The organism is Caproicibacter sp., from assembly GCF_046707225.1.
Taxonomy (GTDB): Bacteria; Bacillota; Clostridia; order Oscillospirales; family Acutalibacteraceae; genus Caproicibacter.
In genome coordinates, this window is record NZ_JBJKOP010000007.1 from 16,883 (window position 1) to 43,070 (window position 26,188).

30 protein-coding genes are annotated in these 26,188 nt (G+C 59.1%); 3 read left to right on the plus strand and 27 right to left on the minus strand.

What is annotated here, in order from left to right; translation table 11 throughout:
- Positions 1–5: 5 nt before the first annotated feature.
- Positions 6–386, plus strand: coding sequence for a hypothetical protein (locus ACLQ3M_RS00620; protein WP_411675782.1), 381 nt, complete (start codon positions 6–8; stop codon positions 384–386).
- A 70-nt stretch (positions 387–456) separates the two neighbouring features.
- Here the strand turns inward: ACLQ3M_RS00620 and ACLQ3M_RS00625 are convergent, their stop codons facing one another.
- Genes ACLQ3M_RS00625 through proB form a run of 3 tightly spaced genes read right to left on the minus strand, consistent with a single transcriptional unit; the run spans position 457 to position 3,521 of the window.
- Complete coding sequence (locus ACLQ3M_RS00625) at positions 457–1,410, minus strand: hypothetical protein (RefSeq protein ID WP_411675783.1); 954 nt, start codon at positions 1,408–1,410, stop codon at positions 457–459.
- 17 nt (positions 1,411–1,427) lie between these two features.
- Positions 1,428–2,672 carry a glutamate-5-semialdehyde dehydrogenase gene (locus ACLQ3M_RS00630; RefSeq protein ID WP_411675784.1) on the minus strand — a complete coding sequence of 415 codons (1,245 nt, stop codon included), beginning with the start codon at positions 2,670–2,672 and terminating at the stop codon, positions 1,428–1,430.
- A gap of 48 nt (positions 2,673–2,720) precedes the next feature.
- Positions 2,721–3,521: a glutamate 5-kinase gene (gene proB, locus ACLQ3M_RS00635; protein ID WP_411675814.1), complete on the minus strand. Its 801-nt coding sequence runs from the start codon at positions 3,519–3,521 to the stop codon at positions 2,721–2,723.
- A 226-nt stretch (positions 3,522–3,747) separates the two neighbouring features.
- On the opposite strand from proB, the gene ACLQ3M_RS00640 reads away from it, so the two are divergent.
- Positions 3,748–4,062: a helix-turn-helix domain-containing protein gene (locus tag ACLQ3M_RS00640; protein WP_411675785.1), complete on the plus strand. Its 315-nt coding sequence runs from the start codon at positions 3,748–3,750 to the stop codon at positions 4,060–4,062.
- A 44-nt stretch (positions 4,063–4,106) separates the two neighbouring features.
- Here ACLQ3M_RS00640 and ACLQ3M_RS00645 read toward each other — a convergent pair whose 3' ends face one another.
- The 12 genes from ACLQ3M_RS00645 to ACLQ3M_RS00700 all read right to left on the minus strand — a co-directional run bounded on the left by ACLQ3M_RS00645 (position 4,107) and on the right by ACLQ3M_RS00700 (position 15,631).
- Entirely contained in the window at positions 4,107–6,314 is a 2,208-nt protein-coding gene (locus ACLQ3M_RS00645) for a polyribonucleotide nucleotidyltransferase (RefSeq protein ID WP_411675786.1), read from the minus strand.
- A 188-nt stretch (positions 6,315–6,502) separates the two neighbouring features.
- Positions 6,503–6,766 carry a 30S ribosomal protein S15 gene (gene rpsO, locus ACLQ3M_RS00650; protein WP_066647119.1) on the minus strand — a complete coding sequence of 88 codons (264 nt, stop codon included), beginning with the start codon at positions 6,764–6,766 and terminating at the stop codon, positions 6,503–6,505.
- A 110-nt stretch (positions 6,767–6,876) separates the two neighbouring features.
- Entirely contained in the window at positions 6,877–7,842 is a 966-nt protein-coding gene (ribF, locus tag ACLQ3M_RS00655; RefSeq protein ID WP_411675787.1) for a riboflavin biosynthesis protein RibF, read from the minus strand.
- 27 nt (positions 7,843–7,869) lie between these two features.
- Positions 7,870–8,775, minus strand: coding sequence for a tRNA pseudouridine(55) synthase TruB (gene truB / locus ACLQ3M_RS00660; protein WP_411675788.1), 906 nt, complete (start codon positions 8,773–8,775; stop codon positions 7,870–7,872).
- Positions 8,772–9,728, minus strand: a complete 957-nt coding sequence (locus ACLQ3M_RS00665; RefSeq protein ID WP_411675789.1) for a DHH family phosphoesterase — start codon at positions 9,726–9,728, stop codon at positions 8,772–8,774. Before ACLQ3M_RS00665 ends, truB begins: the two co-directional genes overlap by 4 nt.
- Positions 9,715–10,074: a 30S ribosome-binding factor RbfA gene (gene rbfA, locus ACLQ3M_RS00670; protein ID WP_187034480.1), complete on the minus strand. Its 360-nt coding sequence runs from the start codon at positions 10,072–10,074 to the stop codon at positions 9,715–9,717. Before rbfA ends, ACLQ3M_RS00665 begins: the two co-directional genes overlap by 14 nt.
- Positions 10,075–10,132: 58 nt before the next feature.
- Entirely contained in the window at positions 10,133–12,772 is a 2,640-nt protein-coding gene (infB, locus tag ACLQ3M_RS00675) for a translation initiation factor IF-2 (protein ID WP_411675790.1), read from the minus strand.
- Between the two features lie 15 nt (positions 12,773–12,787).
- Positions 12,788–13,093 carry a L7Ae/L30e/S12e/Gadd45 family ribosomal protein gene (locus ACLQ3M_RS00680; RefSeq protein WP_411675791.1) on the minus strand — a complete coding sequence of 102 codons (306 nt, stop codon included), beginning with the start codon at positions 13,091–13,093 and terminating at the stop codon, positions 12,788–12,790.
- Complete coding sequence (gene rnpM, locus ACLQ3M_RS00685; RefSeq protein ID WP_187034478.1) at positions 13,086–13,355, minus strand: RNase P modulator RnpM; 270 nt, start codon at positions 13,353–13,355, stop codon at positions 13,086–13,088. Before rnpM ends, ACLQ3M_RS00680 begins: the two co-directional genes overlap by 8 nt.
- 27 nt (positions 13,356–13,382) lie before the next feature.
- Entirely contained in the window at positions 13,383–14,468 is a 1,086-nt protein-coding gene (gene nusA / locus ACLQ3M_RS00690; RefSeq protein ID WP_411675792.1) for a transcription termination factor NusA, read from the minus strand.
- A complete protein-coding gene (gene rimP / locus ACLQ3M_RS00695; protein WP_411675793.1) occupies positions 14,465–14,968 on the minus strand; it encodes a ribosome maturation factor RimP in 504 nt (167 codons plus the stop codon). Before rimP ends, nusA begins: the two co-directional genes overlap by 4 nt.
- A gap of 126 nt (positions 14,969–15,094) precedes the next feature.
- Positions 15,095–15,631 (minus strand): stage V sporulation T C-terminal domain-containing protein, encoded by a 537-nt coding sequence (locus ACLQ3M_RS00700; RefSeq protein WP_411675794.1) that lies wholly within the window; start codon positions 15,629–15,631, stop codon positions 15,095–15,097.
- Between the two features lie 220 nt (positions 15,632–15,851).
- On the opposite strand from ACLQ3M_RS00700, the gene ACLQ3M_RS00705 reads away from it, so the two are divergent.
- Positions 15,852–16,295 (plus strand): hypothetical protein, encoded by a 444-nt coding sequence (locus ACLQ3M_RS00705; protein ID WP_411675795.1) that lies wholly within the window; start codon positions 15,852–15,854, stop codon positions 16,293–16,295.
- A 467-nt stretch (positions 16,296–16,762) separates the two neighbouring features.
- Here ACLQ3M_RS00705 and ACLQ3M_RS00710 read toward each other — a convergent pair whose 3' ends face one another.
- The 12 genes from ACLQ3M_RS00710 to rplM all read right to left on the minus strand — a co-directional run bounded on the left by ACLQ3M_RS00710 (position 16,763) and on the right by rplM (position 25,846).
- Positions 16,763–17,419 carry a hypothetical protein gene (locus tag ACLQ3M_RS00710; protein ID WP_411675796.1) on the minus strand — a complete coding sequence of 219 codons (657 nt, stop codon included), beginning with the start codon at positions 17,417–17,419 and terminating at the stop codon, positions 16,763–16,765.
- A gap of 60 nt (positions 17,420–17,479) precedes the next feature.
- Positions 17,480–17,923 (minus strand): NUDIX hydrolase, encoded by a 444-nt coding sequence (locus ACLQ3M_RS00715; RefSeq protein ID WP_411675797.1) that lies wholly within the window; start codon positions 17,921–17,923, stop codon positions 17,480–17,482.
- A gap of 2 nt (positions 17,924–17,925) precedes the next feature.
- Complete coding sequence (locus ACLQ3M_RS00720) at positions 17,926–18,516, minus strand: Rnf-Nqr domain containing protein (protein ID WP_411675798.1); 591 nt, start codon at positions 18,514–18,516, stop codon at positions 17,926–17,928.
- Positions 18,516–19,157 carry an Rnf-Nqr domain containing protein gene (locus tag ACLQ3M_RS00725; RefSeq protein ID WP_411675799.1) on the minus strand — a complete coding sequence of 214 codons (642 nt, stop codon included), beginning with the start codon at positions 19,155–19,157 and terminating at the stop codon, positions 18,516–18,518. Before ACLQ3M_RS00725 ends, ACLQ3M_RS00720 begins: the two co-directional genes overlap by 1 nt.
- A complete protein-coding gene (locus ACLQ3M_RS00730) occupies positions 19,154–20,125 on the minus strand; it encodes an RnfABCDGE type electron transport complex subunit D (protein WP_411675800.1) in 972 nt (323 codons plus the stop codon). Before ACLQ3M_RS00730 ends, ACLQ3M_RS00725 begins: the two co-directional genes overlap by 4 nt.
- A complete protein-coding gene (locus tag ACLQ3M_RS00735) occupies positions 20,122–21,144 on the minus strand; it encodes a 4Fe-4S dicluster domain-containing protein (protein ID WP_411675801.1) in 1,023 nt (340 codons plus the stop codon). Before ACLQ3M_RS00735 ends, ACLQ3M_RS00730 begins: the two co-directional genes overlap by 4 nt.
- A gap of 15 nt (positions 21,145–21,159) precedes the next feature.
- Positions 21,160–21,810 carry a ribulose-phosphate 3-epimerase gene (gene rpe / locus ACLQ3M_RS00740; protein ID WP_411675802.1) on the minus strand — a complete coding sequence of 217 codons (651 nt, stop codon included), beginning with the start codon at positions 21,808–21,810 and terminating at the stop codon, positions 21,160–21,162.
- Positions 21,811–22,009: 199 nt separating this feature from the next.
- Positions 22,010–22,279 (minus strand): hypothetical protein, encoded by a 270-nt coding sequence (locus ACLQ3M_RS00745; protein ID WP_411675803.1) that lies wholly within the window; start codon positions 22,277–22,279, stop codon positions 22,010–22,012.
- Positions 22,280–22,411: 132 nt separating this feature from the next.
- Positions 22,412–23,869 (minus strand): G5 domain-containing protein, encoded by a 1,458-nt coding sequence (locus ACLQ3M_RS00750; RefSeq protein ID WP_411675804.1) that lies wholly within the window; start codon positions 23,867–23,869, stop codon positions 22,412–22,414.
- Positions 23,870–24,391: 522 nt separating this feature from the next.
- The gene (locus ACLQ3M_RS00755; protein WP_411675805.1) at positions 24,392–24,865 is read right to left on the minus strand and encodes an N-acetyltransferase family protein; all 474 of its coding nucleotides are present in this window, start codon (positions 24,863–24,865) and stop codon (positions 24,392–24,394) included.
- 135 nt (positions 24,866–25,000) lie between these two features.
- Positions 25,001–25,402 carry a 30S ribosomal protein S9 gene (gene rpsI, locus ACLQ3M_RS00760; RefSeq protein WP_066647051.1) on the minus strand — a complete coding sequence of 134 codons (402 nt, stop codon included), beginning with the start codon at positions 25,400–25,402 and terminating at the stop codon, positions 25,001–25,003.
- A gap of 15 nt (positions 25,403–25,417) precedes the next feature.
- The gene (gene rplM / locus ACLQ3M_RS00765; protein WP_411675815.1) at positions 25,418–25,846 is read right to left on the minus strand and encodes a 50S ribosomal protein L13; all 429 of its coding nucleotides are present in this window, start codon (positions 25,844–25,846) and stop codon (positions 25,418–25,420) included.
- Positions 25,847–26,188: the final 342 nt, after the last annotated feature.

Sequence of the window (26,188 nt, forward strand, 5' to 3'; positions counted from 1 at the left end):
GAACCATGCCAGGGAACCATAACGATAATTCATATAGCTTTCAGAGCCTTCAGGAGGATGCCGTACGCCGCGCAAGGGAAATGCAGGCAAGGGCGCACTTTTCGCCCTTCGAGGCTCCCGGGCCGGCCGGGAACCGCCCTTCCGAGCCGCCGCAGCCGCGTCCTCATGAGGAACGGCCTTCCGCGGGCGAACAGGCCCGTCCTGCTCCGCCGCCCTCCCAGCCGCCGCCCGGCCCCGAGGAACCGGCGGACAACTTGGCCTCCGGCCTTCTGGACTCGCTTCTGAAAGATAACGAGCGCACGCTGATCTGGGTTCTTCTTCTGATTCTGCTGGAAGAAAAGGCGGATACGGCATTGATTTTCGCTCTGATGTACCTCGCAACATAACCGCTGCGCGTCACTCCCCGGGCGGGGCTCCCGGGCCGGCGGGCCTAGCCGGGAGCCCCGCCCGGTTTTTTCATGTCTCCGGCAGCGCCTTAACCGCGTAAATATACTGCTGCTGCGTCGTTGGGTCCGTCTTCAGGTCGTATTCCATGTATTTTACGGGTTTCGGCGTCACATTGGAAGAGACCGAGCCCGATGACTGCGCCCGTGTTTCATCGCTGGGCGCGACGTACCCGACCCGAAGGACCACCATGTCGTCCTTCTTCTTCGCATCTTCGGTATAGGGCGTGTAGGTGCTGTCAAGCGAATACAGAGCCACATGGAACTGCGCGTTCTGGGAATCATATTCATAGAAGGTTTCTTCCGTGGGATTCTTCGGCTGCAGCTGGCAGTTTGGCCCGAACAACTGGTGGCAGGCATCCGCCACATCGCCGAGCGGGACAAGCGTTCTGCCCGCATCGTCGTAGTCGGTGTAGTTTGACGCGCTGTCGCTGGTCATGCACTGCCACAGCGAAGCGTTCAACACGAAATCCGGGTCCGCCTTCTCCGGCGAGGAAAACGGCTGCGGGTCCTGCGCGACGGCTACCGTCAGGAACTGGTCGTACGCGCGCAGCTTGCTGTCGTCCGTCAACGCGGAATGGATTTTGGTTCCGATCGTCGTCGCAAGGAATCCGACGCCGACCAGCGCCAGAATCAGAACCAGCGAACCGACAAAGATTCCGTAACGGTTGCGGCCGCTCCGCTTCTGCCTCGGTTTTTCCGGTGTCTCGGCACCCATGCCGTCGTCCCATTTGGTCAGCAGGCGCTCGTCGTCCATGGTGTCGTTCTCCGGCAGAAAATCGTCGATTTCCGTATCGTTTTCCAGTCTGGCGCGCCGCGCGGCGGAAGGTTCCGGCACGGTTGCGCGCACGGAAGGAGGCTGGCGTCTTTTCTTTGCCGGCGGAGTCTTCTTTTCTTCACTTGCAAAGGATGAGCGGTAATCCGCAGAATAGGATTCCGGACTTTGCTCTTTCTTGTTTTTTTCCATGGGATTCCACCCTCTTTCTAACGAATCTGCCCGCTGCCGGTTACAATAAATTTAAAGGAAGTCAGCTCAAAAGCACCCATGGGGCCGCGGGCGTGCAGCTTCTGGGTGGAGATTCCGATCTCCGCTCCAAGCCCGAACTCTCCCCCGTCGGTGAACCGCGTGGAAGCGTTGACGTAAACCGCGGCCGCATCCACGGCTGCGGTAAACCGTCTGGCGTTTTCGTAGCTGTCGGTCACAATGACCTCGCTGTGCCCGGTCGAATAGCGGGCGATATGGCGGATCGCCTCGTCCATGCTGTCGACCACCCGAACAGCGAGGATGTAGTCCAGATACTCGGCGGCCCAGTCGTCCTCCGTCGCGGGAACGATGCCGTCCCCCAGAATCGCCCTGGTTCGTTCGCACCCGCGCAGCTCCACATGCTTTTCGTCCAGCCTCTTTTGAATGGCCGGAAGCGCCCTCTGTGCAATATCCCGGTGAACCAGAATGGTTTCAATCGCGTTGCAGACGGAGGGCCGGGAGGTCTTGGCGTTGAAGATAATCTCCGCCGCCATGCCGACGTCCGCGGAATCATCCACATACACATGGCAGTTCCCGGCGCCCGTCTGGATGACGGGGACGCGCGAATTTTCCACGACCGATCGGATCAGCCCCTGCCCGCCGCGCGGAATCAGAACATCGAGATACCCGGTGAGCCGCATCATTTCCACCGCAGAGTCGCGGGAGGTGTCGCCCACCAGCTGAACACAGTCGGGATTCAGGCCGCAGGCTTCCAGCGCGCCGCGCATTGCGCCGGCGAGCGCCTGATTGGAGCGCAGGGCTTCTTTTCCGCCGCGGAGGATGACCGCGTTACCGGCTTTCAGGCAAAGCGCCGCCGCGTCCGCCGTCACATTCGGGCGGGCTTCGTAAATCATGCCGATCACGCCGATCGGGACGCGTACCTTTTCGATTTTCAGCCCGTTTGGGCGAAGAAAGCCCGACACCACCTGCCCGACCGGGTCGGCCTGCGCCGCAACCGAGCGAATGCCGTCCGCCATGCCCCGGACCCGGTCCGGCGACAGGGCCAGCCGGTCCATCAGCGGCGCGCTCATCCCGTCCCGCTCCGCCTGCTCAAGATCCAGACGGTTGGCGGAAAGGATCTCCTGCTCGGAATCCTCCACAGCCCCGGCCATGGCGAAAAGCGCCTTTTCCCGGAGCTCCCCGGCGGCGGCAAGCTCGCGGGCGGCGGCTTTCGCCCTTCTTCCCATTTCCTGCAAAGCAGTCATTGTCTTCTCCTTCGCGCCTGACGGCGGCTCTGTGATCTTTCCTTTATTCTAACCGTTTTTTCTTCCGAAAACTGTCCCAATTTGCGCTCCCTCAAACAGGTCGTACAACTTTTCGGGGTAAGCGCCGCTCATAATGCAGCAGGGAATCCCCGCCTGATTGACGAAATCGGCGGCGTCCACCTTGGTGCGCATTCCGCCGGTTCCGCGCCTGGAACCCGCCCCGCCCGCCAAAGCACGGATCTCGTCCGTCACCTGCGGCACAACCGGAATGCGGCTTGCGTTCGGATTTACCGACGGGTTGTCGTCATAAAGCCCGTCGATGTCGGTCAGAAGAATCAAAAGGTCCGCTCCGATCAGCCGGGCCACGATCGCCGACAGCGTGTCGTTGTCGCCGATCTGGTTCCCCACCAGCTCATCCACGACCACGGTATCGTTTTCATTGACCACCGGGATAATGTCCATCCCGATCAGTTCCTGAAATGTATTTTGGGTGTTTTTCCGCGTGTTTTCGCTCGCAACCACGTCGCCGGTCAAAAGAACCTGCGCGACCGTGCGGTTGTACTCGCCGAAAAATTTATCATAGATGAACATCAGCTCGCACTGGCCGACCGCCGCCACCGCCTGCCGCTTTTCGGTTTCCCGCGGGCGTTCCCGCAGGCCGAGTTTGCCGACGCCGACGCCGATCGCGCCGCTGGTGACCAGCACCATTTCCCTTCCGGAGTTCTGCAGGTCGCTCAAAACCTTGCAAAGGCGCTCAATCCTGCGCAGATTCAGCTTTCCGTTCTCATAGGTCAGCGTGGAGGTTCCAACCTTAACGACGATCCGCTTTGCCTGTGTAACAGAGGACATAGCTCCGCTTTCCACTCCCTTCCTTTTCGCTCCGATTATATCATAATTTTGTACTGGATTGAACAGGTTTTATAAAAATGGTATTGCATCATATGAAACCCGTCATCAATCTAAAATAATATATATTACATTTTAGCAAAAATTTACTCTATGGTTAATAGATACACTGAATTGTTCTCTTAAAGTGTACAATTATCGAGTAAACTCATGTCAAGGAGCTGATATTATGATTTTTGATTTTGGCTATCGTCTTCGCGAGCTGCGGGAAAGCAAAAATCTAACGCAAACACAGGTGGCAAAGCGCCTGAATCTTTCCAAAACCACGATCAGTGGCTATGAAAATAACATCAAAACCCCATCCTTAGAAGTTCTGGTCAAGCTATCCATCCTTTACGGTGCTTCCGCCGACTACATTCTCGGGCTGGAAAACCGAAAACTGATCCAGATCGACGGGCTGACGATGAGCCAGGAGGAAATCCTCAAGGTCCTGCTGAAGGAATTCAAAAGCCTGAATAAAAAAAGCACGATTATCATGAAATAGTATAAAAAGCGCAGCCTTTGACTGCGCTTTTTATCCGTTAAATTTTATTGCCTTGGTTTTCCGTAATTCGGTTTCGAGCCGGAGTGCCCGCGGTCGTCGCGCCGCGGGGCCGGCCTGCGGAACGGGCGGGGTTCCGGATCATTTTCGGGAACCAGACCCTCCACCTCGATCAAAGCGTCGCGCCGGGAAAGATTCAGCCTTCCCTTTTCATCGATATTCAGCACCTTAACCATAACCGCGTCGCCGATATTGACGACGTCCGTTACCTTTTCAACCCGTTTGACGTCCAGCTGGGAGATATGCACCAGGCCTTCCTTGCCGGGCGCGATTTCAACAAACGCGCCGAAATCCATCAGCCGGGTTACCTTGCCGTTATAGATGGAGCCCGGCTCCGGGTCGTTCGCAATCGTATCAATAATGCTGATTGCCCGCTTGCAGTTGTCGAGGTCGATGCCGGACACATACACATGCCCGTCCTCCTCCACATCCACCTTGACGTCGCACTCCGCGCAGATCTTCTGGATCACCTTTCCGCCGGAGCCGATGACCTCGCGGATCTTTTCGAGCGGAATCGAAATGGAAAGCATCTTCGGCGCGTATTTGGAAAGCTCTTTGCGGGATTCCGGAATCGCCTTGAGCATCACGTCGTCGATGATATAATCCCTGGCTTTATGGGTCTTATACAGCGCTTCTCTCACCATGTCCGGCGTCAGGCCGTGGATTTTCAGGTCCATCTGAATCGCCGTGATGCCCGCGTGGGTTCCGGCTACCTTGAAGTCCATGTCGCCGAAGAAATCCTCAACCCCCTGAATGTCCACCATGGTCATCCAGCGGTCGCCCTCGGTAATCAGGCCGCAGGAAATGCCGGCGACCGGCGATTTGATCGGAACGCCCGCGTCCATCAGCGCCAGCGTGGAGCCGCAGATGGAAGCCTGCGAGGTGGAGCCGTTGGAAGAGAGCACCTCCGAAACAAGGCGCATGGTATACGGGAACTCGTCGACGGACGGAATCACCGGCAGCAGCGCGCGCTCCGCCAGAGCGCCGTGACCGATCTCGCGCCGGCCCGGTCCGCGGCTGGGCCTGGTTTCGCCGACGGAATAGGACGGCATGTTATACTGGTGGATATAGCGTTTCGTTTCCTGCTCGTCGATGCTGTCGAACGTCTGCTCGTCGCTCATGGGTCCGAGCGTCGCGACGGTGAGCACCTGCGTCTGGCCGCGGGTAAACATGCCGGAGCCGTGAACGCGGGGCAGAAGGCCGACTTCCGCGGAAAGCGGGCGAATATCGTCCATCTTGCGGCCGTCGACGCGCTTTTGCTCATCCAAAAGCCAGCGGCGCACCACATATTTCTGCGTTTTATACATGCACTCGTCGATCTTCGCCTGCTGGTCGGGGTAGATCGGGTCGAATTTTTCATGAACCTTTTCATAGACCGGCTGCAGCCGCTGGTCGCGGACGTTCTTGTCGTCGGTGTCCAGCGCGGCGCGGACGTCGTCGATCGCGAAGTCCTTGATTGCCTCGAGCATGTCCTCGTCCGGTTCGTTGCTGGGGTAGGAAAATTTCGGCTTGCCGATTTCCGCCTTGATGGAATTGATAAACTCGATGATCGCCTGGTTCGCCTTGTGGCCGGCCATGATGCCGTTGTACATCACGTCGTCCGGAATCTCCTCGGCGCCCGCTTCGATCATGGCAATGCGGTCGGCGGTCGAAACGACCGTCACGGCCATCTTGGAGCTCTTTCTCTGCTCGCTGTTCGGGTTGATGACGAACTCCCCGTCCACATACCCGACGGAAACGCCGGAAATCGGGCCGTTCCACGGGATGTCTGAAATGCTGAGGGCGATGGACGTGCCGACCATCGCGGCGATTTCCGGCTGGCAGTCATGGTCGACGCTCATCACGGTGCAGACGACCGAAACGTCGTTGCGCATGTCCTTCGGGAACAGCGGGCGGATCGGGCGGTCGATCACGCGGGAAGTCAGAATCGCCTTGTCGGTCGGGCGGCCTTCGCGCTTGATGTAGGAGCCCGGAATTCTGCCGACGGAATAGAGCTTTTCCTCAAAATCGACGGAAAGCGGGAAAAAGTCCACGCCGTCGCGGGGCTTTGCGGAAGCCGTAGCCGCCACATGAACCACCGTTTCGCCGTAGCGCACCAGGCACTCGCCGTTCGCAAGCTGAGCCATCTTGCCGGTTTCCACCACAAGCGGCCTGCCGGCAAAATCCGTTTTGTACACTTTGAATTTTTCAAACATGAATCAATTCTCCTCCGTTTCTGCTCCGGAGGGCGGGTACGGCTGATTTAGCAATAAAACCGGCGCCCCGCCGACCGCGCCGGGCGTCCGTTTCACTGCTAAATTCCCGTGTTCCCCACTTTCCGGAGAAATCTCATAAATAGCCTAAAGGCAGGCGGTAACAAGAACCGCCTGCCCTAGATTTTAAATTATTTGCGGATTCCCAATTTTTCAATGATGACACGGTACCGGGTAATATCGCTTTTCATCAAGTAATTGAGCATATTTCTTCTCTGGCCGACCATTTTCAAAAGGCCGCGGCGGGAATGGTGATCCTTTTTGTGGGCTTTCAAATGTTCGGTCAGCGCGTTGATTCTGTTGGTGAGAATCGCAATCTGAACCTCCGGCGAGCCGGTGTCTCCCTCATGCAGCGCGTACTGCTTGATAATTTCGGTCTTTTCTTCTTTTAACATTTCCTGTTCCACCTTTTTATAAATTTCCCACATTCTCAGAACAGGGCCGGTGAAATCCCCGCACACGGGGCGTTTCCCCTGATCCGGGAAAGGGGTTCCATGGTTTTTTATTATAACACAGTGCCGCTTATTTGTAAATCAAAAAATAACTCCGCCGTATGCAGCGGTCTGCGGTAATACTCCCCCGCCCGGGCGCCGTCGCGCAAGATGGCGCGCCGCAGCTCCTCCAGCGTGGAAAACCGCTGTTCCGGGCGCAGAAAGCGGAGCAGCTCCACGCGAACGGAGCTTCCGTACAGTTCGCCGCCCCGGTACTCCGGCATCCAGGTTTCCGAAAGAGGGCGGTCGGAGCCGACCGTCGGCCTGACCCCCACGTTGGTCACGCCCAGATAGCTTTCCTCCCCGACCGAGACCCTCGAAGCGTAAACGCCGAACTTCGGCCGCACAAACCCCTCCGGCAGCTCCTGATTCAAGGTCGGGGTTCCGAGCGAATGCCCCAGCCTTCTTCCGTGCCGGACGGGCATCCGGTAGCCGAACGGGCGGCCCAGCAGCCGGGCCGCGTCGTCGACGCGCCCGCTTTCAATCAGCCCGCGGATCCGTGTGGAGCTGACGGGCGTTCCGTCCACCAGCACGGCCTGCGCGACCGATACGCCGACGCCGCGCTCCCCGCACAGGGAGGAAAGCGCCGCGCTGTCGGCCCTGCCGCCGCGCCCAAACGTAAAGTTGAACCCGCAGCAGGCTTTTTTCGCTTTCAGGCAGCCGACCAGAACCTGCTCCACGAATTCCTGAGCCGTCAGATCCCGGACCGTGTGGAATTCCAGAATATACAGCTGCTTTACGCCCATTTCCTTCAGCAGGGCGATTTTATCCTCCTGCGAGAGCAGCCGGCCCCCGGCGCCGCCGCCCAAATTCATCCGCGGATTTTCCGCGAAGGTGAGCACGGTCGGCAGCAGTCCTTCCGCCGCGCCGCCGCAGGCCAGGGAAACCACCTTCCGGTGCCCGATGTGCAGCCCGTCGAAATTTCCCAGCGCCACGGCGCTTTCTCCCCCGGAGTGTGTCAGTGTTCTAAAAACATCCATGCTTATATTTCTCCAAAATGAAACTCTTTATTCAGCGCCGCGAAACAGGCGCAGCACGCGCAGCTGGCCGGCCGACGCCCGGCCCAGGCCGAGAAAAGCCCCGTCCGGCCCCTGAACGCGAAAAACGGCGTCTTCCGCCGGCAGGGCGCGCCGCAGCGCGGTTCTTTCGAGATCCAGCGCCCCGCCGTTTTGAAAGCGGGCCGCCTGCGCCGGAGAAACGGCGACCGCCGGCATCCCCGAAAACAGCGACTTCACCGGCAAAAGCCTTTCCGCGAGCCGTCCTTCCTCCGCCAGCTCCTTTGCCCGGTCCAGCGTGACGCTGTCCGCCAGCGTAAAGCCGGACGCGCGCGTCCGCCGAAGGGATGACATCACGCCGTATGTATGCAGCGCTTCTCCAAGATCCGCGCAGAGCGTGCGGATATAGGTTCCCTTGGAACAGGCGATTCGCAGCGCGCCGCTGCGCGACGGCTCGTCGTAGGACAGCAGCTCCAGTTCGCGGATCGTGACCGGGCGCGGCTCACGCTCCACTTCAATTCCCTGCCTCGCAAGGTCGTAAAGGCGTTTTCCGCCGACGCTGATCGCCGAAACCATCGGCGGCACCTGCAAAATCTCGCCGCGGAACGCCCCGAGCGCCGCCTCCACCGCTTCGCGGGACGCGCCCCGGTCGCTTTCGTCGGTCGTTTTTCCGGTCGTGTCCTGCGTATCCGTCGCGATTCCCAGCCGGAACCCCGCCTCGTACTCCTTGTCGGTGTCGGGCAGCAAAGCGTTCGCGCGCGTCGCGCAGCCGAGCAGCAGGGGCAGCACGCCGGTCGCCATCGGGTCCAGCGTGCCCGTGTGCCCAATCTTTTTTTCATGCGTCAGCCCGCGCATCACCGCGACCGCGTCGAAAGAGGTAAAGCCGGCGGGCTTGTCCAGAATCAGGATTCCGTTCATAAACGCGGTTTCAGATACTCCCGCACCGCGCGGAGCATCTGTTCCTTCGCTTCTGCAAGCGGCAGATTCAGCGTGCAGCCTGCGGCTCCCTTGTGCCCGCCGCCGCCGAACTTTTCACAGATTTCAGAGGCGTTGGCGGGGTCGTGCGCGCGCAGCGAGACCTTCCAGGCTCCGTCCTCTTTCTCGCGGAGGGTGACGCCGACGATTACGCCCTCAATTCCGCGTGGGATGGTCGCAAGGCCGTCGAGGTCGTCCTCCCTCGCGCCGGACTCGCGCACCATCTGGCGTGAAATGACGATGACCGCGACCCTGCCGCCGCAGTCGTACCCGATGGAATCGAGTACCCTGCGCTCCATGTCGAGCCTTGCGCGGCTTTTGGTGTCGAACATCTCGCGGTTGATCGTCGGCGCGTCGATGCCCGTTTCCACCAAATCGGCGGCGATACGGTAGGTGCGCGGCGTCACGTTGATATATTTGAAACAGCCGGTGTCCGTCGTGATGCCGGTGTAAAGCGGCGCGGCGATGTCCGGGGTAATCTCCACCTTCAGCTCCCGGAGAAGGTCGAAAATGATCTCGCAGGTCGCCGCCGCCTTCGGATTCAGGCAGGTTTCGGCGGCGTAAAGCGTATTGGAGGGGTGATGGTCGACGCACAGGTCGATTTTTCCGCCCCATTCGGATTCGAGCGGTTCGCCCAGCAGCTTTTCGTCGGCAATATCCACCGCCGCGACAAGGTCCGGCTCAAACTCGTCGTCCGGCAAACCCCGGAACAAAAATTCGTATTTCGGGCCGATTTCGTCGGAGCAGCGAATCGCCGCGCGCTTGCCCATCCGCCGCAGCCCGCGGCACAGGGCGCTGGCGCAGCCGAGGGTGTCGCCGTCCGGAAACTGATGGCTTAAAATCAGAACCCGCTCCGCCTTTTGCAGGCGGGCGGCCGCTTCCTCAACCCCGATCATGCTCGTCCTCCTTCAGGTCGTTCAGGATCCTTGAGATATTCGCGCTGTACTCGATGGAATCCGTGGGCTTAAAGAGTATTTCCGGAATCTTGCGCAGGGAAAGGCGGCTGCCAAGCTCGTGCCGGATAAACCCGGCGGCGGACTTCAGGCCCACAACCGCTTTTTTGGCCTGGTCCATCCCCTCCATCGCGCTGATATAGACCGTGCAGTAGGACAGATCGTTCGTCACATCGACTCGGACGATGCTGATCAGCCCCTGAACCCGCGGATCCTTCAGCTCGCGTAAAATCGCGGTCAGCTCGCGTTTGATATCCTCCGTTACACGTCCCATTTTGTGTCCGGCCATAAATACGTCCCTCCCTGGTGAAAAAGCCCGCCGCTTGCACGGCGGGACTCTGTTTCGCCTATTCTTTGTATTCTTCCATCTGGAAGGCTTCCAGAATGTCGCCTTCCTTGATATCGTTGTATTTTTCCAGCCCGATGCCGCAATCGTAACCCTCGGCGACTTCCTTCACGTCATCCTTGAAGCGCTTGAGAGAAGCAATTTTGTCTTCGGTCAGGACAATCCCGTCGCGAACCACGCGGATCTGCGCGGTACGGAGGATCTTGCCGGTCGTGACATGGCAGCCGGCGATGGTGCCGACGCTGCTGATGCGGTAGACCTGGCGGACCTCCGCCTTGCCGAGCGCGGCCTCGCGGAACTTCGGCGCGAGCATGCCCTTCATGGCGTCGCCGATCTCGTTGATGCAGTCGTAGATGATGCGGTAGAGCCTCAAATCCACGCCGTCGCGCTTCGCGTTTTCTTCCGCCACCGAATCGGGGCGGACGTTGAAGCCCACGATGATCGCGTTGGAGGCCGAAGCCAGCATGACGTCCGACTCGTTGATGGCGCCGACGCCGCTGTGGATCACATTGACGCGGACTTCCTCGTTGGTCAGTTTTTCCAGAGACTGGCACACCGCCTCGACGGAGCCCTGTACGTCCGCCTTGACGATCAGATGAAGCTCCTTCATATCGCCCTGCTGCATCTGGTCGAACAGGTTGTCGAGCGTCACCTTGGTGCGCGCGTTGAATTTTTCTTCCTTCTGTTCGCTGCGGCGCTGCTCGACCAGCTCCCTTGCGAGCCGTTCGTCGGAAACCGCGTTGAAGATGTCCCCGCCCGTCGGCACGTCGTCAAGGCCCGTGATCTCCACCGGGACGCTTGGCCCGGCGGATTCGATCGTCCGGCCGTTTTCGTCCGTCATGGCGCGCACGCGGCCCACCGTAGTCCCTGCGACAAGGATGTCGCCCTGACGCAGGGTGCCGTTCTGGACCAGCATGGTCGCCACCGGGCCGCGGCCCTTGTCGAGCCTGGCTTCGACCACGGTTCCCTTTGCGGCGCGGTCGGGGTTGGCTTTCAGTTCCTTCATGTCCGCGACCAGCAGGATCATTTCCAAAAGCTCTTTAATCCCGGTTTTCTGCACCGCGGAGACCGGCACGCACGGAATATCGCCGCCCCATTCTTCCGGAACCAGCTCGTATTTCGTCAGGCCTTCCATGACCGCCTGAGGATTCGCGCCCGGTTTATCCATTTTGTTGATTGCGACGATGATGGAAACGTTCGCGGCCTTCGCATGGTTGATGGCCTCCACCGTCTGCGGCATGATGCCGTCATCCGCCGCGACAACCAGAACCGCGATGTCCGTCACCTGGGCGCCCCTTGCGCGCATGGTGGTGAACGCCTCATGGCCCGGGGTGTCGAGGAACGTGACGTCGCGCCCGCCGACCTTTACCTGATAGGCGCCGATGTGCTGCGTGATGCCGCCGGCCTCCGTTTCCGTCACGCTGGTGTGACGGATTGCGTCGAGCAGGGAGGTTTTGCCGTGGTCGACGTGGCCCATGACCACGACCACCGGGGCGCGCGTCACCAGATTGTCGTCTTTGTCCTCGCTGTCGTCGATGATCCGCTCCTCAATGGTAACAACGACTTCCTTCTGCACCTTGGCGTGGAATTCGATCGCCACAAGCGACGCCGTGTCGAAGTCGATCACATCGTTGACCGTCGCGAACACGCCCATACCCATCAGCTTCTTGATGACTTCCGCCGCCGTCGCTTTCAGGCGGGTGGCAAGCTCGCCGACCGTGATCTGCTCCGGAATCTGCACGGTGATTGGCTTTGCCTTGCGCTCCATCGCAATGCGGCGCAGACGCTCGGATTCCGTTTCCCTGCGGGCGTTGCGGGGCCTGCCGCGGTACTGGGAGCTGCGCTGCGTCAGCTTCTGCTTTTTCACCACGTTGTCGTTCGGCTTCACCTTTTCGGAAGCGAGCCGATCGTACTTTTCATTGTATTTATCCAGTTCCACATGGGTGGAATGCGTATCCACGATTCTCCCTGTGGGGCGTTGAATGGCATTTCCGCCGGTTTCCAGCCGGATGCTGTTTTGCTGGGGGCGGCGCTGCTGCTGCGGTTTTTGGCCCTGCTGCGGATGCGCGGCGCCATGATTCTGTCCGGGACGCTGCTGTTGACCGGGGCGCTGCTGTTGACCGAAACGCTGCTGCTGGCCGGGGCGCTGCTGTTGGCCGGGGCGCTGCTGCTGCCCGGCGCTCCGCTGCTGGCCGGGGCGCTGCTGTTGGCCGGGGCGCTGCTGTTGCTGCTGCGCGGGCCTTTGCCCCTGGCGGTGATCAGAAGACGGCGCCCGGTTTTCGGGCCTTTTTTCGTCGTTTCTCCGGGGAGCGGGTGAGGAGGAGGCGGGACGGGGCGCGGACGCGGGCGACGGGGACGCCGGATTCGGCGCGCTCTGCGCCGGCTGCGTGCGAACCGCCACATCGGGCCGTTCCGGTTCCACAACCGGCTCGCGGCGACTGACCTGCGCGAAATAGGAATCCAGGCTTTTCGTGTTGTTTTTCTGGGTAAAGGACTCAAACACGAGATCCAGTTCGTCCTCAGTCAAAGCCGTCATATGTTTTTTTGTTTCACCGGTGTATTCCTGCAAAGCGTCTATCACGTCCTTATTCGGGACGTCCAGGTCCTTTGCCACCTCGTGTACCCTGTATTTAATCATCATAGTATGAATTCCTCCTCAATCTTCCGCGTTCAGCGCGAGCAGCTTTTTTGCAAATCCCTTATCATTTACCGCGATGACCCCCGTTCGTTTCCCAATGGCGCAGCCGATTTCATCCATGTTCTCACGCAGCGTCGCCGTTTCCACATTTCCCTTTGCCGCGGCCGCTAAAACCGTTCGCGCCGTGCGCGGGGACAGATCCGACGCAAACAGAATCAGCGGGCATCCGCCCTTGAGCGCTGTCTCCTGTACGGCGTCGCTGCCCAGGCAGAGCTTCCCGGCCCGTCTTGCAATTCCCAGCAGGGAAAGCAGCCTGTTACCCATCCCCTCTCAGTTCCTCCTCCAGACGGTCATAAACCTCATCGGGGATTCGGCACGAAAAGGCTTTTTCCAGCCGTCTCGCCTTTCGCGCCGCCTTCAGACAGTCAATGCTTTTGCAGACATAGGCGCCGCGCCCGGGCTTGCGGCCGGTCAGGTCCATCGAAATCTCCCCCTCGGGGGATTTTACCACCCGGACCAGTTCCTTTTTCGGTTTCATCTGCCCGCATCCCGCGCACATGCGCAGCGGCACTTTTCGTTTCTGCATTGCCATCCGCCCCTTCGGCATTGTTCTTTATTCTTCCTCGGGTTCTTCTTCCGCGGGCTCTTCCGCCGGTTCGTCATAGAATCCGCTTTGCGGCTTAATGTCGATTTTCCAACCCGTCAGCCTTGCCGCCAGGCGGGCGTTCTGGCCCTTGTTCCCAATGGCGAGCGAAAGCTGGTCGTCCGGAACCGCGACGCGGCACGCGCGGGAACCGTCCGCCGCCGGAACCACGTCTACGACGCTCGCCGGGGACAGCGCGGAAGCGATGAACTGCTTCGGGTCGTCGCTGTACTGGACGATGTCGATTTTTTCCCCGCCGAGCTCCGCCACAATGTGGTTGACGCGCATTCCCTTGGAACCGATGCAGGAACCGACCGCGTCGACGTCCGGGTTATGGCTGTAAACGGCAATCTTCGTGCGGGACCCGGCCTCGCGGGAAACGGCCTTGATCTCGACCGTGCCGTCGTAGATTTCCGGTACCTCCGCTTCAAACAGGCGTTTGACAAGGTCCGGGTGAATCCGGCTGATCATCGCGCGCGGGCCCTTCTCGGTTTCCTTAACGTCGGCAACGTACACCTTGATGCGGTCGCCTTCCCGCAGAACCTCGCCCGCGACCTGCTCCGACTTCGGCAGCACGGCCTCCGCCTTGCCGATGGTCAGGGTGGCGGCGCCGGAGCGCGGGTCGATCTGCTCCACCACGGCGCTGACCAGCTCCTGGTGCTTGCTTTCAAACTCCTGGAACATGCGGTCGCGTTCCCCGTCGCGGATGCCCTGGCGGATGATATTCCGCGCCGTCTGCGCGGCGATGCGCCCGAAATCCTTTGTGTCGAGCGGGACGGCGACCTTGTCGTCCAGCCCCGCCGTCGGGTCGATTTCCCGTGCCTTTTCCAGCGTAATTTCTTTTCCCTTTTCCGTTATGTCCTCAACGACGGTCTTGCGCAGGTAAACCTCAAAATTGCCTTTGGCCTGGTCGACGTTTACCACGCAGTCCTCATTGCCGTAGCTGTTCTTGCAGGCGGTGACGATCGCCTTCTTGATGCGGTCCACCATAAAGTCGACCGAAATGCCGCGCTCTTTTTCCAGCAGGCCCAGGGCGTCAAAAATTTCGCTGTTCATGTTTCCTCATACTCCTCCAATTCGTCCTCCTCCAGAAGCCGCACCCACGCGGCGTCCCGAAGGGGCAGGCAGGCCTTTTCCCCGGAATCGGCCGTTATTTTCAGCTCGCCGCCTTCATAACCGGCAAGCAGCCCCGTTAAATTCCTCGTCCCGTCCTGCAGGGGGCGGATCAGCCTGACCGCCACGCGGGAGCCGAGGTACGCCGCGAAATGCTCGTCGCGCCGCAATTCCCGGTTCATGCCGGGGGACGAAACCTCCAGGCAGTAGGATTCCCGGATCGGGTCCAGTTCATCCAGAGGGCCGTTCACCGCGCGGCTCATTGCCTCGCAGTCATCGACGCCGACTCCGCCCGGCTTGTCGATGAAAATCCTCAGGTACCAGGCGCCGCCTTCCTTTTCATACCGCACATCCCAGACCGAAAGCCCCAGCTGCTGCGCGTAGGGCAGCGCCAGCTTTCGGACCGCGGCGGAAACTCCGCCCTCTTTCCCTTTTCCGGCCATCGTGCTTCACCCCGCTATACAAACAAAAGAGCGGGTCGCCCCACTCTTTCATCCCATCTTTCATATTCCTTGGATATTTTAACACACAAAAAGAAAAATTGCAAGAGAATTCCGAAAATGATTGCGCTATTCCTCCATTTGCTTGCCGAGAAAAGCCGCCGCGACCTGCACCAGCTTCATCTTTGTCTCATCCGGCGCGCCCTGGGTTTCATCCTCCAGCAAAATCACGGCGCCCGTCACGTCGCTGGAAGCCAGGATCGGGCAGACAACGCTCGCCATGCGGTCGATTCCCTCGATGGGCTGCAGCTTTTCGCCGCTGGTGTTAATGAAAGTCCGGCGGGACTGCATGCACTCCTCCAACTCCGGCGTAACCCTGCGCTCCAGGTATTCCTTGCGGGAAACCCCGGCGGCGGCCACAACATGGTCCCGGTCGCAAATCAACATAGGCAGGCCCGCCGTGCGGTTCAGAACTTCCGCATACTGAAAGGCAAACGTGGAAAGCTCCCCGACGGGCGAATATTTTTTAAAAATGACTCCTCCCTGCGAATCCGTATAAATCTCAAGGGCGTCTCCCTCGCGGATGCGCAGCGTCCTGCGGATCTCTTTCGGTATCACAACGCGACCCAAGTCGTCGATTCTCCTGACTATTCCTGTGGCTTTCAAATTTTATTTACCTCCTATGCGGTGATTTACATCCCTATTATCCGCAGGAAAGAGCTGACTATGCAGGATTTAACAAGGTTGTTTCTGGAAATTGATAGCAGGAAACGTCGGGCCTCCGTTTTGGAAATGAGACTTGTAAACCGCCGAAAACCGGTCTATAATAACTTTATCTTTTTGATTTAAAAAAATCAGCCTGAACGGCTTTGATGGAGGTATCACCGTGAAAAAAACTGCCGGACTTCTTGCCGCCGTGATTCTTTCGGCCGCCCTGATTCTTTCGGCCTGTTCCGCCCGCACCCCGATTTCGGCCGACGATTTTCAAAAGAAAGCCGAAGCCGCCGGTTACAAAGTAACGCAGGACACTTCCTACGGTTCCGACGCAAAATCGCTGGTCGCGTCCAAAAGCGATTCCGACACGCAGATTACGTTTGCCGTGTTTACGGATTCTACCTCGGCGCAGCAGAAATACGCTTCGCTGAAAAAAAGCCTGACGGTGACCGGCGGGGAAAGCACGGTCGACGCGGACGCGTACAATAAATACACCGCGGAGAACGGAGAAATTTATTATACCATCATCCGCATGGACAATACCCTGCTCGACTGCAAAGGCACAATCGCAAAAAAAGACGAAATCGACAGCTTCGTCAAAACGGTTAAATATTAAAGGCTTGAAGGAGACAGACAGCGCGCTAAAACGGCGCGCTGTCTGTCTCCTTTTCACAAACACCGAAAACATCCGGGCCCGCGGGCGGATGGAGGACGGTGGTGCAACCGAGCTCCCGCCCCGCCGGGTTCCGTCTGCCGCAAGGCACAAAAAAACGCCGTACACGGATTTTCATCCATATACAACGCTGACAAAAACACAAGCGAATTCGGAAAACACCCCCTGTACAAACGGACGAACAGGCGGTATAATAGGAACCGCAATGCGCTGATGATTCAGTTGTGTATGGAGGCTGTTTCTCCGTATGCAGGAGGCCGGTGCGCCAACACCTGTCTCCGCATTGCACTTTTTGTGCCTTACAGGATTATGATACCACTTTCGCCTTTGAAGTCAAGGGCAAACCGGCAAAATTTGCCTGAAAATGAAAGACGGAACCATTCGCCGCCGGAGCGGCGAATGGTTCCGTCTTAATTTTTGACTTGGGTTACGGTTCCGGTTTCCACATCCAGTTTGTAGGTGTACGCCGGATACGAGCTGTTGTCCCCCACGCTTCGCATCTGCTGTGTCCGGTACAGGATGGCCCCGTCCTTGTACGACGCGGTAATTGCCGTGCTGCCGCACAAATCCCCAAAGCTCTCCGTGCCGCAGACCTTTGTTTTCCCGGTTCCGTCCAGCCGGATCCTGTCGATCTCATCAAGCGTATTGAAGTAGTAGACCCAGTTCCCCGCGATGCACGGGCACAGGACGATATCGTCGACAATGACTTTGTCCCCGGACCCGTCCTTTTTCCGGACATGGAGCCGATACTCGTCCCGGTTGCTATCGTAGGCCTCCCAGACGCCGTCCGTGCTGATTTCATACCCTTTGTCATTCCTCGATTCCACGCTCGGAGCCGTCGAAGAGGCAACCGAAGCCGCGTTCTGCGAGGAAGCGGGCGCGGCGCTTGGAAGCGCGTCCGAAGAATCGCTCCGGGAATCCGCCGTTTGGCTGGCGCTCCGGCTTGAGCTTTCCGGACCTGAGCCGCCGACCGCCGCCGTTTGCGGCGCGCACCCCGCAAGCGCCAGAACGCCAAGAATCAAACCGGTGAAAAGCAAACCTCTGATTTTCGTAAAAAAAGCCTCCATTCGCATTTTTTACCATCATAGCACGTTTTGCCGCGCCTGATCAAAAAACGGGGTGCTTTTTTAATCTTCTTTGATCTGCCGCAGCACGCGGCGGAACAGCTCCGGCTGGATGTCGGGGTAGGTCAGGCAGTCCGGAGCGGGGAGTTCGTCCCGCAGGTCGGTTTCCTCAATTTCAAACGGCGGCAGCGGGCCGAATTCCTCGATCTCCGCGAAGAAGAGCATTCCGAAATTTTCCGCTCCGTGATTGATGCTGCCGGAAACGCCGTACACGCATACCGGCGAAAGCGCAAAGCGGGCCGCGCCGGTTTCCTCGTAAAGCTCCCTGCGCGCGGCCTGCGTAATTTCTTCCCCCGGCTCCCTGTGACCGCCGGGCGCTTCCCAGGTATGCCGGTCGCGGTGGCGGCACAAAACCCATTTGCCGCCGCTGCGGGCAACGATCACGGCATATTTGAGCAGGGACGGATCAACGGTTTCATAAAACCGTACCACTGTATCGGTTTTCATCTTCAAAACACCTTTCCCCCGGCAAACCCGGCGAACGCCATCGACAGAATGCCGACGAATAAAATCGACGCGGGAAGGCCGCTGAACGCCTCCGGAATATCCGGGTTGCGGCATTTCGCCTCCGCGTGCATCAAAACCTCCGAGGCCAGATAAAACGCCGCGCCGGTCCCGAGCGCGTACCCCGCCGCCTGAGCCGGGTCGAGCGCAAACTGATACTGCACATAGGGCATGGCAAGGACGACCGTGTTAACCGCCGCCGGTGCGAGAACCGGCGCGATCCTGCTCAGAAACCGCGCCGGGAGCAGGGCGCGCAGCAGGAGAAAGGTCACAAGATACGCGACGGCCGCTGCCGCTGCAAGGCAGGCGGAGCGCAAAGGCGCCTTTGTCCCGTAAGCGGCCGGCAGAAAGGGGGCGAGCCAGACTCCGGCAAACACGGAAGCAAGCGAAAACCAGGTAACCGCCAGCGCGTAAATCCCGACGGTATCCGGCCTTTGCGCAGAGCGCAGCGCGCGGCTGAAACCGCTGCCGCCCGCAAACAGGAGGTTTTCCGTGCCGACCGCCAAAAGGGCGGTCATCATTAGCCTGAAAAACATCACGGATTCCCCCTTCCGATTCGCTGAGCGCCGCCGGCCCTCAGCCGGTTGACCCACTGGATCAAAGCCGCCAGAAACCCGACCGCCAGAAAGCCCGCGAACGGAAGGTCCGCCGCGCGGCCTATGACAAACCCGATTCCCGCCGGCAGACGGAACGTGCCGAGCAGGGCCGAACGCAGCATGGAAACAAGAAACGCGACGGCGGAAAACCCGGCGGAACAGCCGAGTGAATCGGCGGCGGCCGCCACGGCCACATGCTCCGGCGCGTATTCCTCCGCGCGGGAATAAACGACCGAGTTGCAGATCATCAGCCCCGCGGCCATGCCGAGACTCGTAACGGAGCCGGGTATCAGCAGATTGGCGAGGTACCCCGCCGGAATGTAGAATCCCGCGGAAACCAGAAGGACCAGCCCGGGGCGGAACCAGCGCGGAACCAGCATGCCCAGCGCGCTGAGCACCAGCGAAGTTGGAAGCGACACCGCGAAAAACAGAACGGAAAGCGCCGCCGCGTTTTTCAGGCTCCACGCCGCGGCGGCGACCGGGTACATGCCGAGCGCCCCGATCAGCACGGGGTTGCGGAACAGCAGGCCGTTTAGAAAAATCGAGCCCGCTCCGCGCAGAACCAGCCTGTTATTCTTCATGACGGCTTTCCCTCCCACCCGCGGAACCAGAACACGGCGGAATCCATCAGCGGCGCGGCCGCGTTCGCAATCAGCAGCGCGAAGCAGGCGCCCTGTTCATACGCGCCGAACCAGCGAAACGCCATTGCCGTCGCGCCGGCAAACGCCCCGTAAAGGCACCGCCCCGAAAACGTGCGCGGCGCGGTGACCGGGTCGGTCACCATAAACACGGAAACGAAAAACAGCGACCCCGACAAAAGCTCATATTTTACCGAGGTCAGCGGACTGCACAGAATGCGCGGAAACATCGCCGCGATCAGCGCCGCCGTGCCGAGAAAGCAGACGGTTGTTTCCGGTTTTGCCGACCTTGACAGGAACAGAAGAACACCGCAGGCCCCAATGACCAGAACCGCCGTGGAACCGAGCGGGCCGGGAAAATTGCCCCACAGCATGTTCAGCGGCAGGATGTCCGGTTTGAAGCCCTGCTTCAGCACCGCCGCGGGGGACTGCGCCGTGCTGAACGATCCTGCGCCGAACAGCGGAAAGGCCGCCTGTTCCGCGGGGTCAAAGTAAGAAAACACCTGCTTCGGCCAGCAAAGCGCGGCAAACGCAACGCCGGCGGCGGCGGGGTTGAACGGGTTGCGCCCAAACCCGCCGAACGGTTCCCGGACCACCAGAACGGCGAAGGCGGTGGCGGCGCAGGGCAGCCAGAGCGGCGTGTTCAGCGGCAGAAGCATCGGGATCATCAGGCCCGTTACCAAAACCGAAATCTCGGAAATGGAGATGCTCTTTCTGCGAAGCAGGCAAAACAGAATCCGGCAGATCAGCGCGGTCAGCACGGACGCCCCGGCGACGACGAGCGGGCGAAGCCCGTAATTGACGACGGGAATGATCAGCAGCGCCAGTAAGGCCAGCAGTATCCTGCTCATCATGGAAAAAACGGTAAACTCGCTTTTCACATAGGGGGAGGCGGCATTTGTCAGGGTCATGGATCACTCCTGCCTTCCTTGATTTTTTCCGCGCGTTCCACTGCCGCCGCGAGGGGAATCTGCGACGGGCAGACAATGCTGCAGGCCTGACAACGGATGCAGCGCTCGACGTTAAACAGCCGGAACGGGTTCGGCGACCCGGTCTCCAGCTGCTGCAGAATCAGCCACGGGATAATGCCGCGCGGGCAGGCGCGCTCGCACCGCCCGCATCCGACGCAGGGCAGCGCGGGACGCCGCGGAAGGCGTTTCATCGCGATGACGCAGCGGGTGACCGCCGTCACCGGCTCCGTAAGGTCGGTGACGCATCTGCCGTTGACTGAAGATCCCACCGCGACCGCCGCCGTACCGGGAACCGGCTTCCCCGCCGCAAGCACATCCCGCAGGGGCGTGCCGATGCGAACCCGGCAGTTGACCCAGTTCGACGCGCCGTCGCCCGCCACCGTTACGACCGTTTCACTTTGAGCCAGGCCGCGGCCTGCCGCCGCCGCAAGGGCGGCGCAGGCCTGCGCGCCGATCAGCCCCGCCTTCCCGCCCTGATCGGCCAGTTTTCTTCGCAGAAGCGCGACCGCGGGGTAGCGGATTCCCGCAACCAGAAACTCCGTGCCGGGGCAGTCTTTGCGGACGCGGTTCACCTCTTCGCGGGACGCGGCCGCGATTTTCCGACTCCGGACGCCGCAGGCCTGGGCCGCGAGCTCCAGCCCGGCCAGCACCTGGTCGGCATTTTCCCGCAGCACCGCCTGGTCGGCGGAAGTCTTCGGGTCCTCGTCGAAACAGACGGCAATCAGCTCCGCCGTCTGCGCCGCGGCAAAACGCTCCAGTTTCTCCGCGAGCGGCTCGCCGTCCAGCTCGTCCACAATACCCGCCATACGCGCCGCGCCCAGAATCTTCGCGGGTCCTGCCTTTTTGCGCAGAGGCGCGAACATCTTCGGCGCCGACAGCTTTTTCGGCGCCGGTATGGTAATAATCCGATTCTTCAGCGAGAGTTCCTTTTCAAGCTCCAGTTTTACACCGCACGGCATCGCACCGTACCTCCGTTATTCCCGGCCCGCCCCGGCCGCCGCCTTGAGTTCCCGGATCGCCTGCGCGGCGTCCGGCGCTTTGAAAATGCCGGTCCCCGCGACGCAGACGTCAACGCCCGCCCGCGCGGCCTCGGCCACCGTTTCCGAATTGATTCCGCCGTCCACCTGCACCAGCAGGTCCGGCTTCGCCTGTTTCAGCTCCTTGACTTTCCGCATCATGTCAGGCATGAATTTCTGCCCGCCGAATCCCGGCTCCACCGTCATGACAAGCACCATGAAAAGCCGGTCGAGGTACGGAAAAACCGCGCGCGCGGGCGTACCCGGCTTGACCGCCATCGCGGGTTTGGCTCCGCCGGAACGGATCAATTCAATCGTTTTGTCCGGGTCGGAGGACGACTCCGCGTGAAATGTAATGAGATCGGCGCCCGCCTTTAAAAATTCAGGCGCGTAGCGCAGCGGCTCATTGATCATCAAATGCACGTCGAACAGCTTGTCCGTAAACGGACGCATCGCGGCAATGACCGGCGGCCCGAAGGTCAGGTTCGGGACAAAATGTCCGTCCATCACGTCAAGATGAATCCAATCGGCGCCGGAAATATCCATCCGGATGATTTCATCGCTCAGCTTTGAAAAGTCCGACGCCAGCATGGAAGAGGAAATCAGCATAAACTCAGCCCCCTGTTTGCTCCTATTGTACCTTACTTCACCGCTTTTTTCAACTGAATCCGATACGCTATCACAGGTGTCTGCCGGAGCGGGCTCCGGCAGACAATCTATGATAAAGCGGTTTCAATATATTGGCCCCGCACTCTATTGTATGCTGCGGTTGTGAATTTGGCAGTAAAAAAGCCGGGAATCTGCGGTTCTATTCCCTTTTGTTCTTTTCGCGGGTCTTTTTCATTTCGCGCGCGAATTCCACACAGGCAAGGCAGAGCGCCGCCGCGGTGATTGCCCGCAGCGCCCAGCCCCACGCGCCGGTAAAAAGATTCAGCCCGGTGTAGGCGCCCGCCGCCCACCACGCGCCGAGAATCAGAAAAAATCCGCCGATGGGGTAGAACACACGGTTTTCCCCTCCCATGCGGAAAATCAGGATCACACCGACCAGCACCCACAGCACCGCGTAAAAATAAACCATGGAAAGCTCCCCTCCCTCATTTTTGTTCCGCTTTCACTATAACCCGGCCCGTCCCCGGTGTCAACAGGATTCCGGCCCGCAGCGGCGCAAAAAAGCGGAGGCCTTAACGGCCTCCGCTCCATCATCCCGTGCTTACAGGACGTAAACATTCATGGTTCTGGTGCCGATCTTCATGCACTGCGAGTAGCTGTCATAATACAGATCGGCGATGATGATGCCGCGCATCGCGGCCCCGCCCGTATCCGAGGCGACGGCATACCCGTAAACCAGCTTTCCGTCCGGCGAGGCGATATACAGCCTCGTTCCGTAGGGAATCAGGCTCGGATTGACCGCCACGCGCCCGAACGCGGCCTTGGCTCCCGTGGAGGTCCAGCCGCCCCCGGTGTAGCAGGAGCATTTTCCGGTCAGAACTTTTTTATATTTTATCGTTTTTCCGTTTTCATCCGTCAGAGTCCCGTTGGACCCGACCGCCCTCACCGCGGTCCTCTTTGTGCCGACCAGCGTGACCTGATCGACCGGCTTTGTCACGACGGACGTGCTCACGGTCTGCGTCTCGGCGACCTTTCCGTCGACCAGCTTCCGGCGCAGAACCACCTGTTCGCTCCCGTTTTTGCCCGCCGTCTGAATCTTCGTTTTTCCGGCGGCAAGAGAGGAATCCTTCTTCGTGATCTTTTGGAACGGAACTTCACGCGTTTCGGTCTCCTCTTTGTAAGTGACACGGGAAACGTCGATTTCCATTCCCTGGTCAACCGTTTTGTCCGGCGAAACATTCAGCGTGTCTTCGGAACCGAGCTGAACGCCCGCCTGCCGGACCGCGTCGGAAACGCTGCCCTCTTTGACGGTGGCGGAAACCTTCGCGCCGTCCACAGCGACCGTAACACGCACCATCCGCGTCACCTGAATGCTGGTTCCGTCTTCGACCGGCTTGCTTTCGGCAGGAGTCACCAGGTCGTCGGAATCAAGGCTGACGCCGGCCTGATTCAGCACGTCGCCCACCGTGTCGCCGTAATGCGCGGTGACCGCTTTGTCCGCTCCATCCGCTTCAACGTTAACTTTCCGCGCGGTTTTCACCGAAATGAGGACGTCGCCGGCATGATCCGGGTCGTCGCTGCGCGAAATCAGGTCGTCGGGGCCGGTCTGAACCCCTGCTTTCAGAAGAATCTGGTCCGTATCCGGGGAGGTCATTTCCACACGGCTTGCAGCCCCGTCGCATGTGACGGTTGCAAGATGGGTGGAAGCCATTACCGTTTCAACCGAACCGACCGTTACAAGAACCATCAGGAAAAGCGCCGCGCCCTGTTTTAACAGCGCGGAACGCAGTGCCGAGTCCCTGTCCAAAATCCTTTCGCGAAGGAACAGAAGCGCGACTTCTTTGCGTCCGCGCACTGTCGCGGCCAGCTGACGAAACAGCCCGGCCCTCCGCGCCGAATTCAGATTTTTCCACAGGCCCATAAAAAAGCGGCAGGTCCGCGCCTTCGCTCCCGACACAGAAGCGCCGGCCCGCCAAAGCAGCCCGGAATGACAGGCGTTTTTCATCGTCTTTGCAAGCCTTCGGAAAAAACGGAAAACAGGCTCGAGTTTCTTACGCATACATTCACCCTTTCCCTTCAGTCGGCGATTGTTTTTCAGGTGTGTTTCCCCACTTGCCGGCTGTCAGTGCTGAGGATTTCTATCGATGCGAGATATTATATTCACCGATTGCCCATATGTCAAATCATCACGGCGTTTTAATTTGTGCAACCTGCACAGGCGTTCTCCGTTTTTAATTCGCAATACGACATTATTACCGGTGGTGAATGGTTGAAAGAGACCTCGATTTCTGTGCAACATGTAAGAAAATGACCGGTTACAAACCTGTTACAACTGTTACAGCCCTGTTTTTTATGCGGGATCGGCACCAAAATTGCTTTTTCTCGTTCATACTTTGTACACAAAAACTCCGGAAGGCGCGTGGCGGCTGGATTTTCGATTTGCTGGAATTCTTATTAAATTTTGTAACTTTTTGTCAGGCGTTTGTTTTTCTTTCTTCTTTATTGAAAGAAAAAAATCCCCCGCAATATTTCTTTTGCAGGGGATTCAGCCGGCTGCCGCGCTTCTGAAAACACGGCCTGCTTAAAGCCGCTGTTCCAGGATGACGCTTCGTTCAGACATTCCCATTTCCCGATAAAGCCGATACGCCGTCCGGTTAAAGGACCACACCATCAGCTCCATGCTTCCCGCGCCTTTCTGCCGGGAGATTCTCTTTGCCTCTTCCAGCAGGCGCTTTCCGATTCCGCGGTTCCTGAGCCTTTCCATGACGCACAGGTCGTTGACAAACGCCACCGTGCGTTTTTTCAGTTCCGGCCTTTCCGACGGTCTCCGCAGCGTGACGGAGCAGAAGCCTGCGACCCCGCCTTCCTTTTCCTGCGCGACGATGGTGAATTTCCCCGCATTTCCCAGCAAGGAGTCATACTCTTCCTCCGTCATCGGGTCCGCCTCGGCGAAAACATCCGGCCGAGCGGACACGTGAAGCTGATGAAGGCTGCAAAGCAGCTCATGAACCGCGTCATAGTCGCTTTTTTCCGCCGTTCTAATCAAGAGTTCCATCGCGTTTGTCTCCTTCCTCTAATAACTCACAAAACCTCCCGCGCCAAAGCCGCGCACACAGACAAAGCAGCCATTTGCAAAAAGCAGGGCCCGGCGCCGACGCGCCGAGCCCTGCTGCTTTTCTGAAAATACAAATTATCTCTTTGAGAACTGGGGTGCGCGGCGGGCTGCTTTCAGGCCGTACTTCTTACGTTCCTTCATTCTCGGGTCGCGGGTCAGGAACCCGGCCTTTTTCAGAATGGAGCGCAGGTTTTCGGTGTCATACTGCAGCAAAGCTCTGGCAATGCCGTGACGGATTGCGCCGGCCTGGCCGGTTACGCCGCCGCCGGCAACGCGGCAGACAACGTCGAACTTTTCGTCGGTCTTGGTCAGAACGAGTGGCTGGCGAACAATCAGTTTGAGCGTCTCCAGGCCGAAATACTCGTCAATATCACGGTCGTTGATCGTGATTTTACCGCTGCCCTGGTAAACCCTGACGCGCGCGACACTGCTTTTTCTTCTTCCGGTTCCGTAAAAATAAGGTGCTTTTTCGTACATAGTTTGATCCTCCCCTTACAGTTCCCAGGCCTGCGGCTTCTGGGCGGCGTGGCTGTGCTGGTCGCCCTCAAACAGGCGAAGCCTTGCCATTGCGGCGCGGCCAAGTGCATTGTCCGGGATCATACCCTTGACGGCAAGTTCCATTGCCTTGCAGGGCTTCTCTTCCATCAGGGTAGATGCTTTTACCTTCTTCATGTGGCCGACATACAGCGTGGGCTGGTAGTAGATCTTCTTGTGCAGCTTGCCGCCGGTCAGAACCGCCTCGCGGCAGTTGACGATGATGACGTGGTCGCCGCAGTCGACATGCGGTGCGAAAATTGTCTTATGCTTGCCGCGAAGCAGAGCGGCAGCCTGCGCGGCAACGCGCCCAAGCGGCTTTCCGGCGGCGTCGATGACATACCACTTGTGCTCAACACTGCCGGCTTTCGGCATATAGGTGGACATGGTTGTTACCTCCTGAAATTTGATCGGCATCCTCTTATTCCCGATTGTTGCGGGAATCAAAACCGCGCGCTGAATCCGCGCGGGAATTTGCATAATTGATCTTACCACACGCCCGGTTCCGTGTCAAGATAAAAAGTCCAAAATTTTAATATAGGAAGCCCAAACTCTTTCTATCTCTTTATAATGCCCCAAATCTTTCGTTTTCTCAGGTTTCATTTCAAATTGTTCTTCCTGTCCGCTGTTTTCCGCCGGCATACAATTGTTAACTAATTCACTGTGCCAAGTTTACAATTCGGGACGTTCCGGACAAACCGGACAGAGAAACGCCGCCGAAAGTGCCGG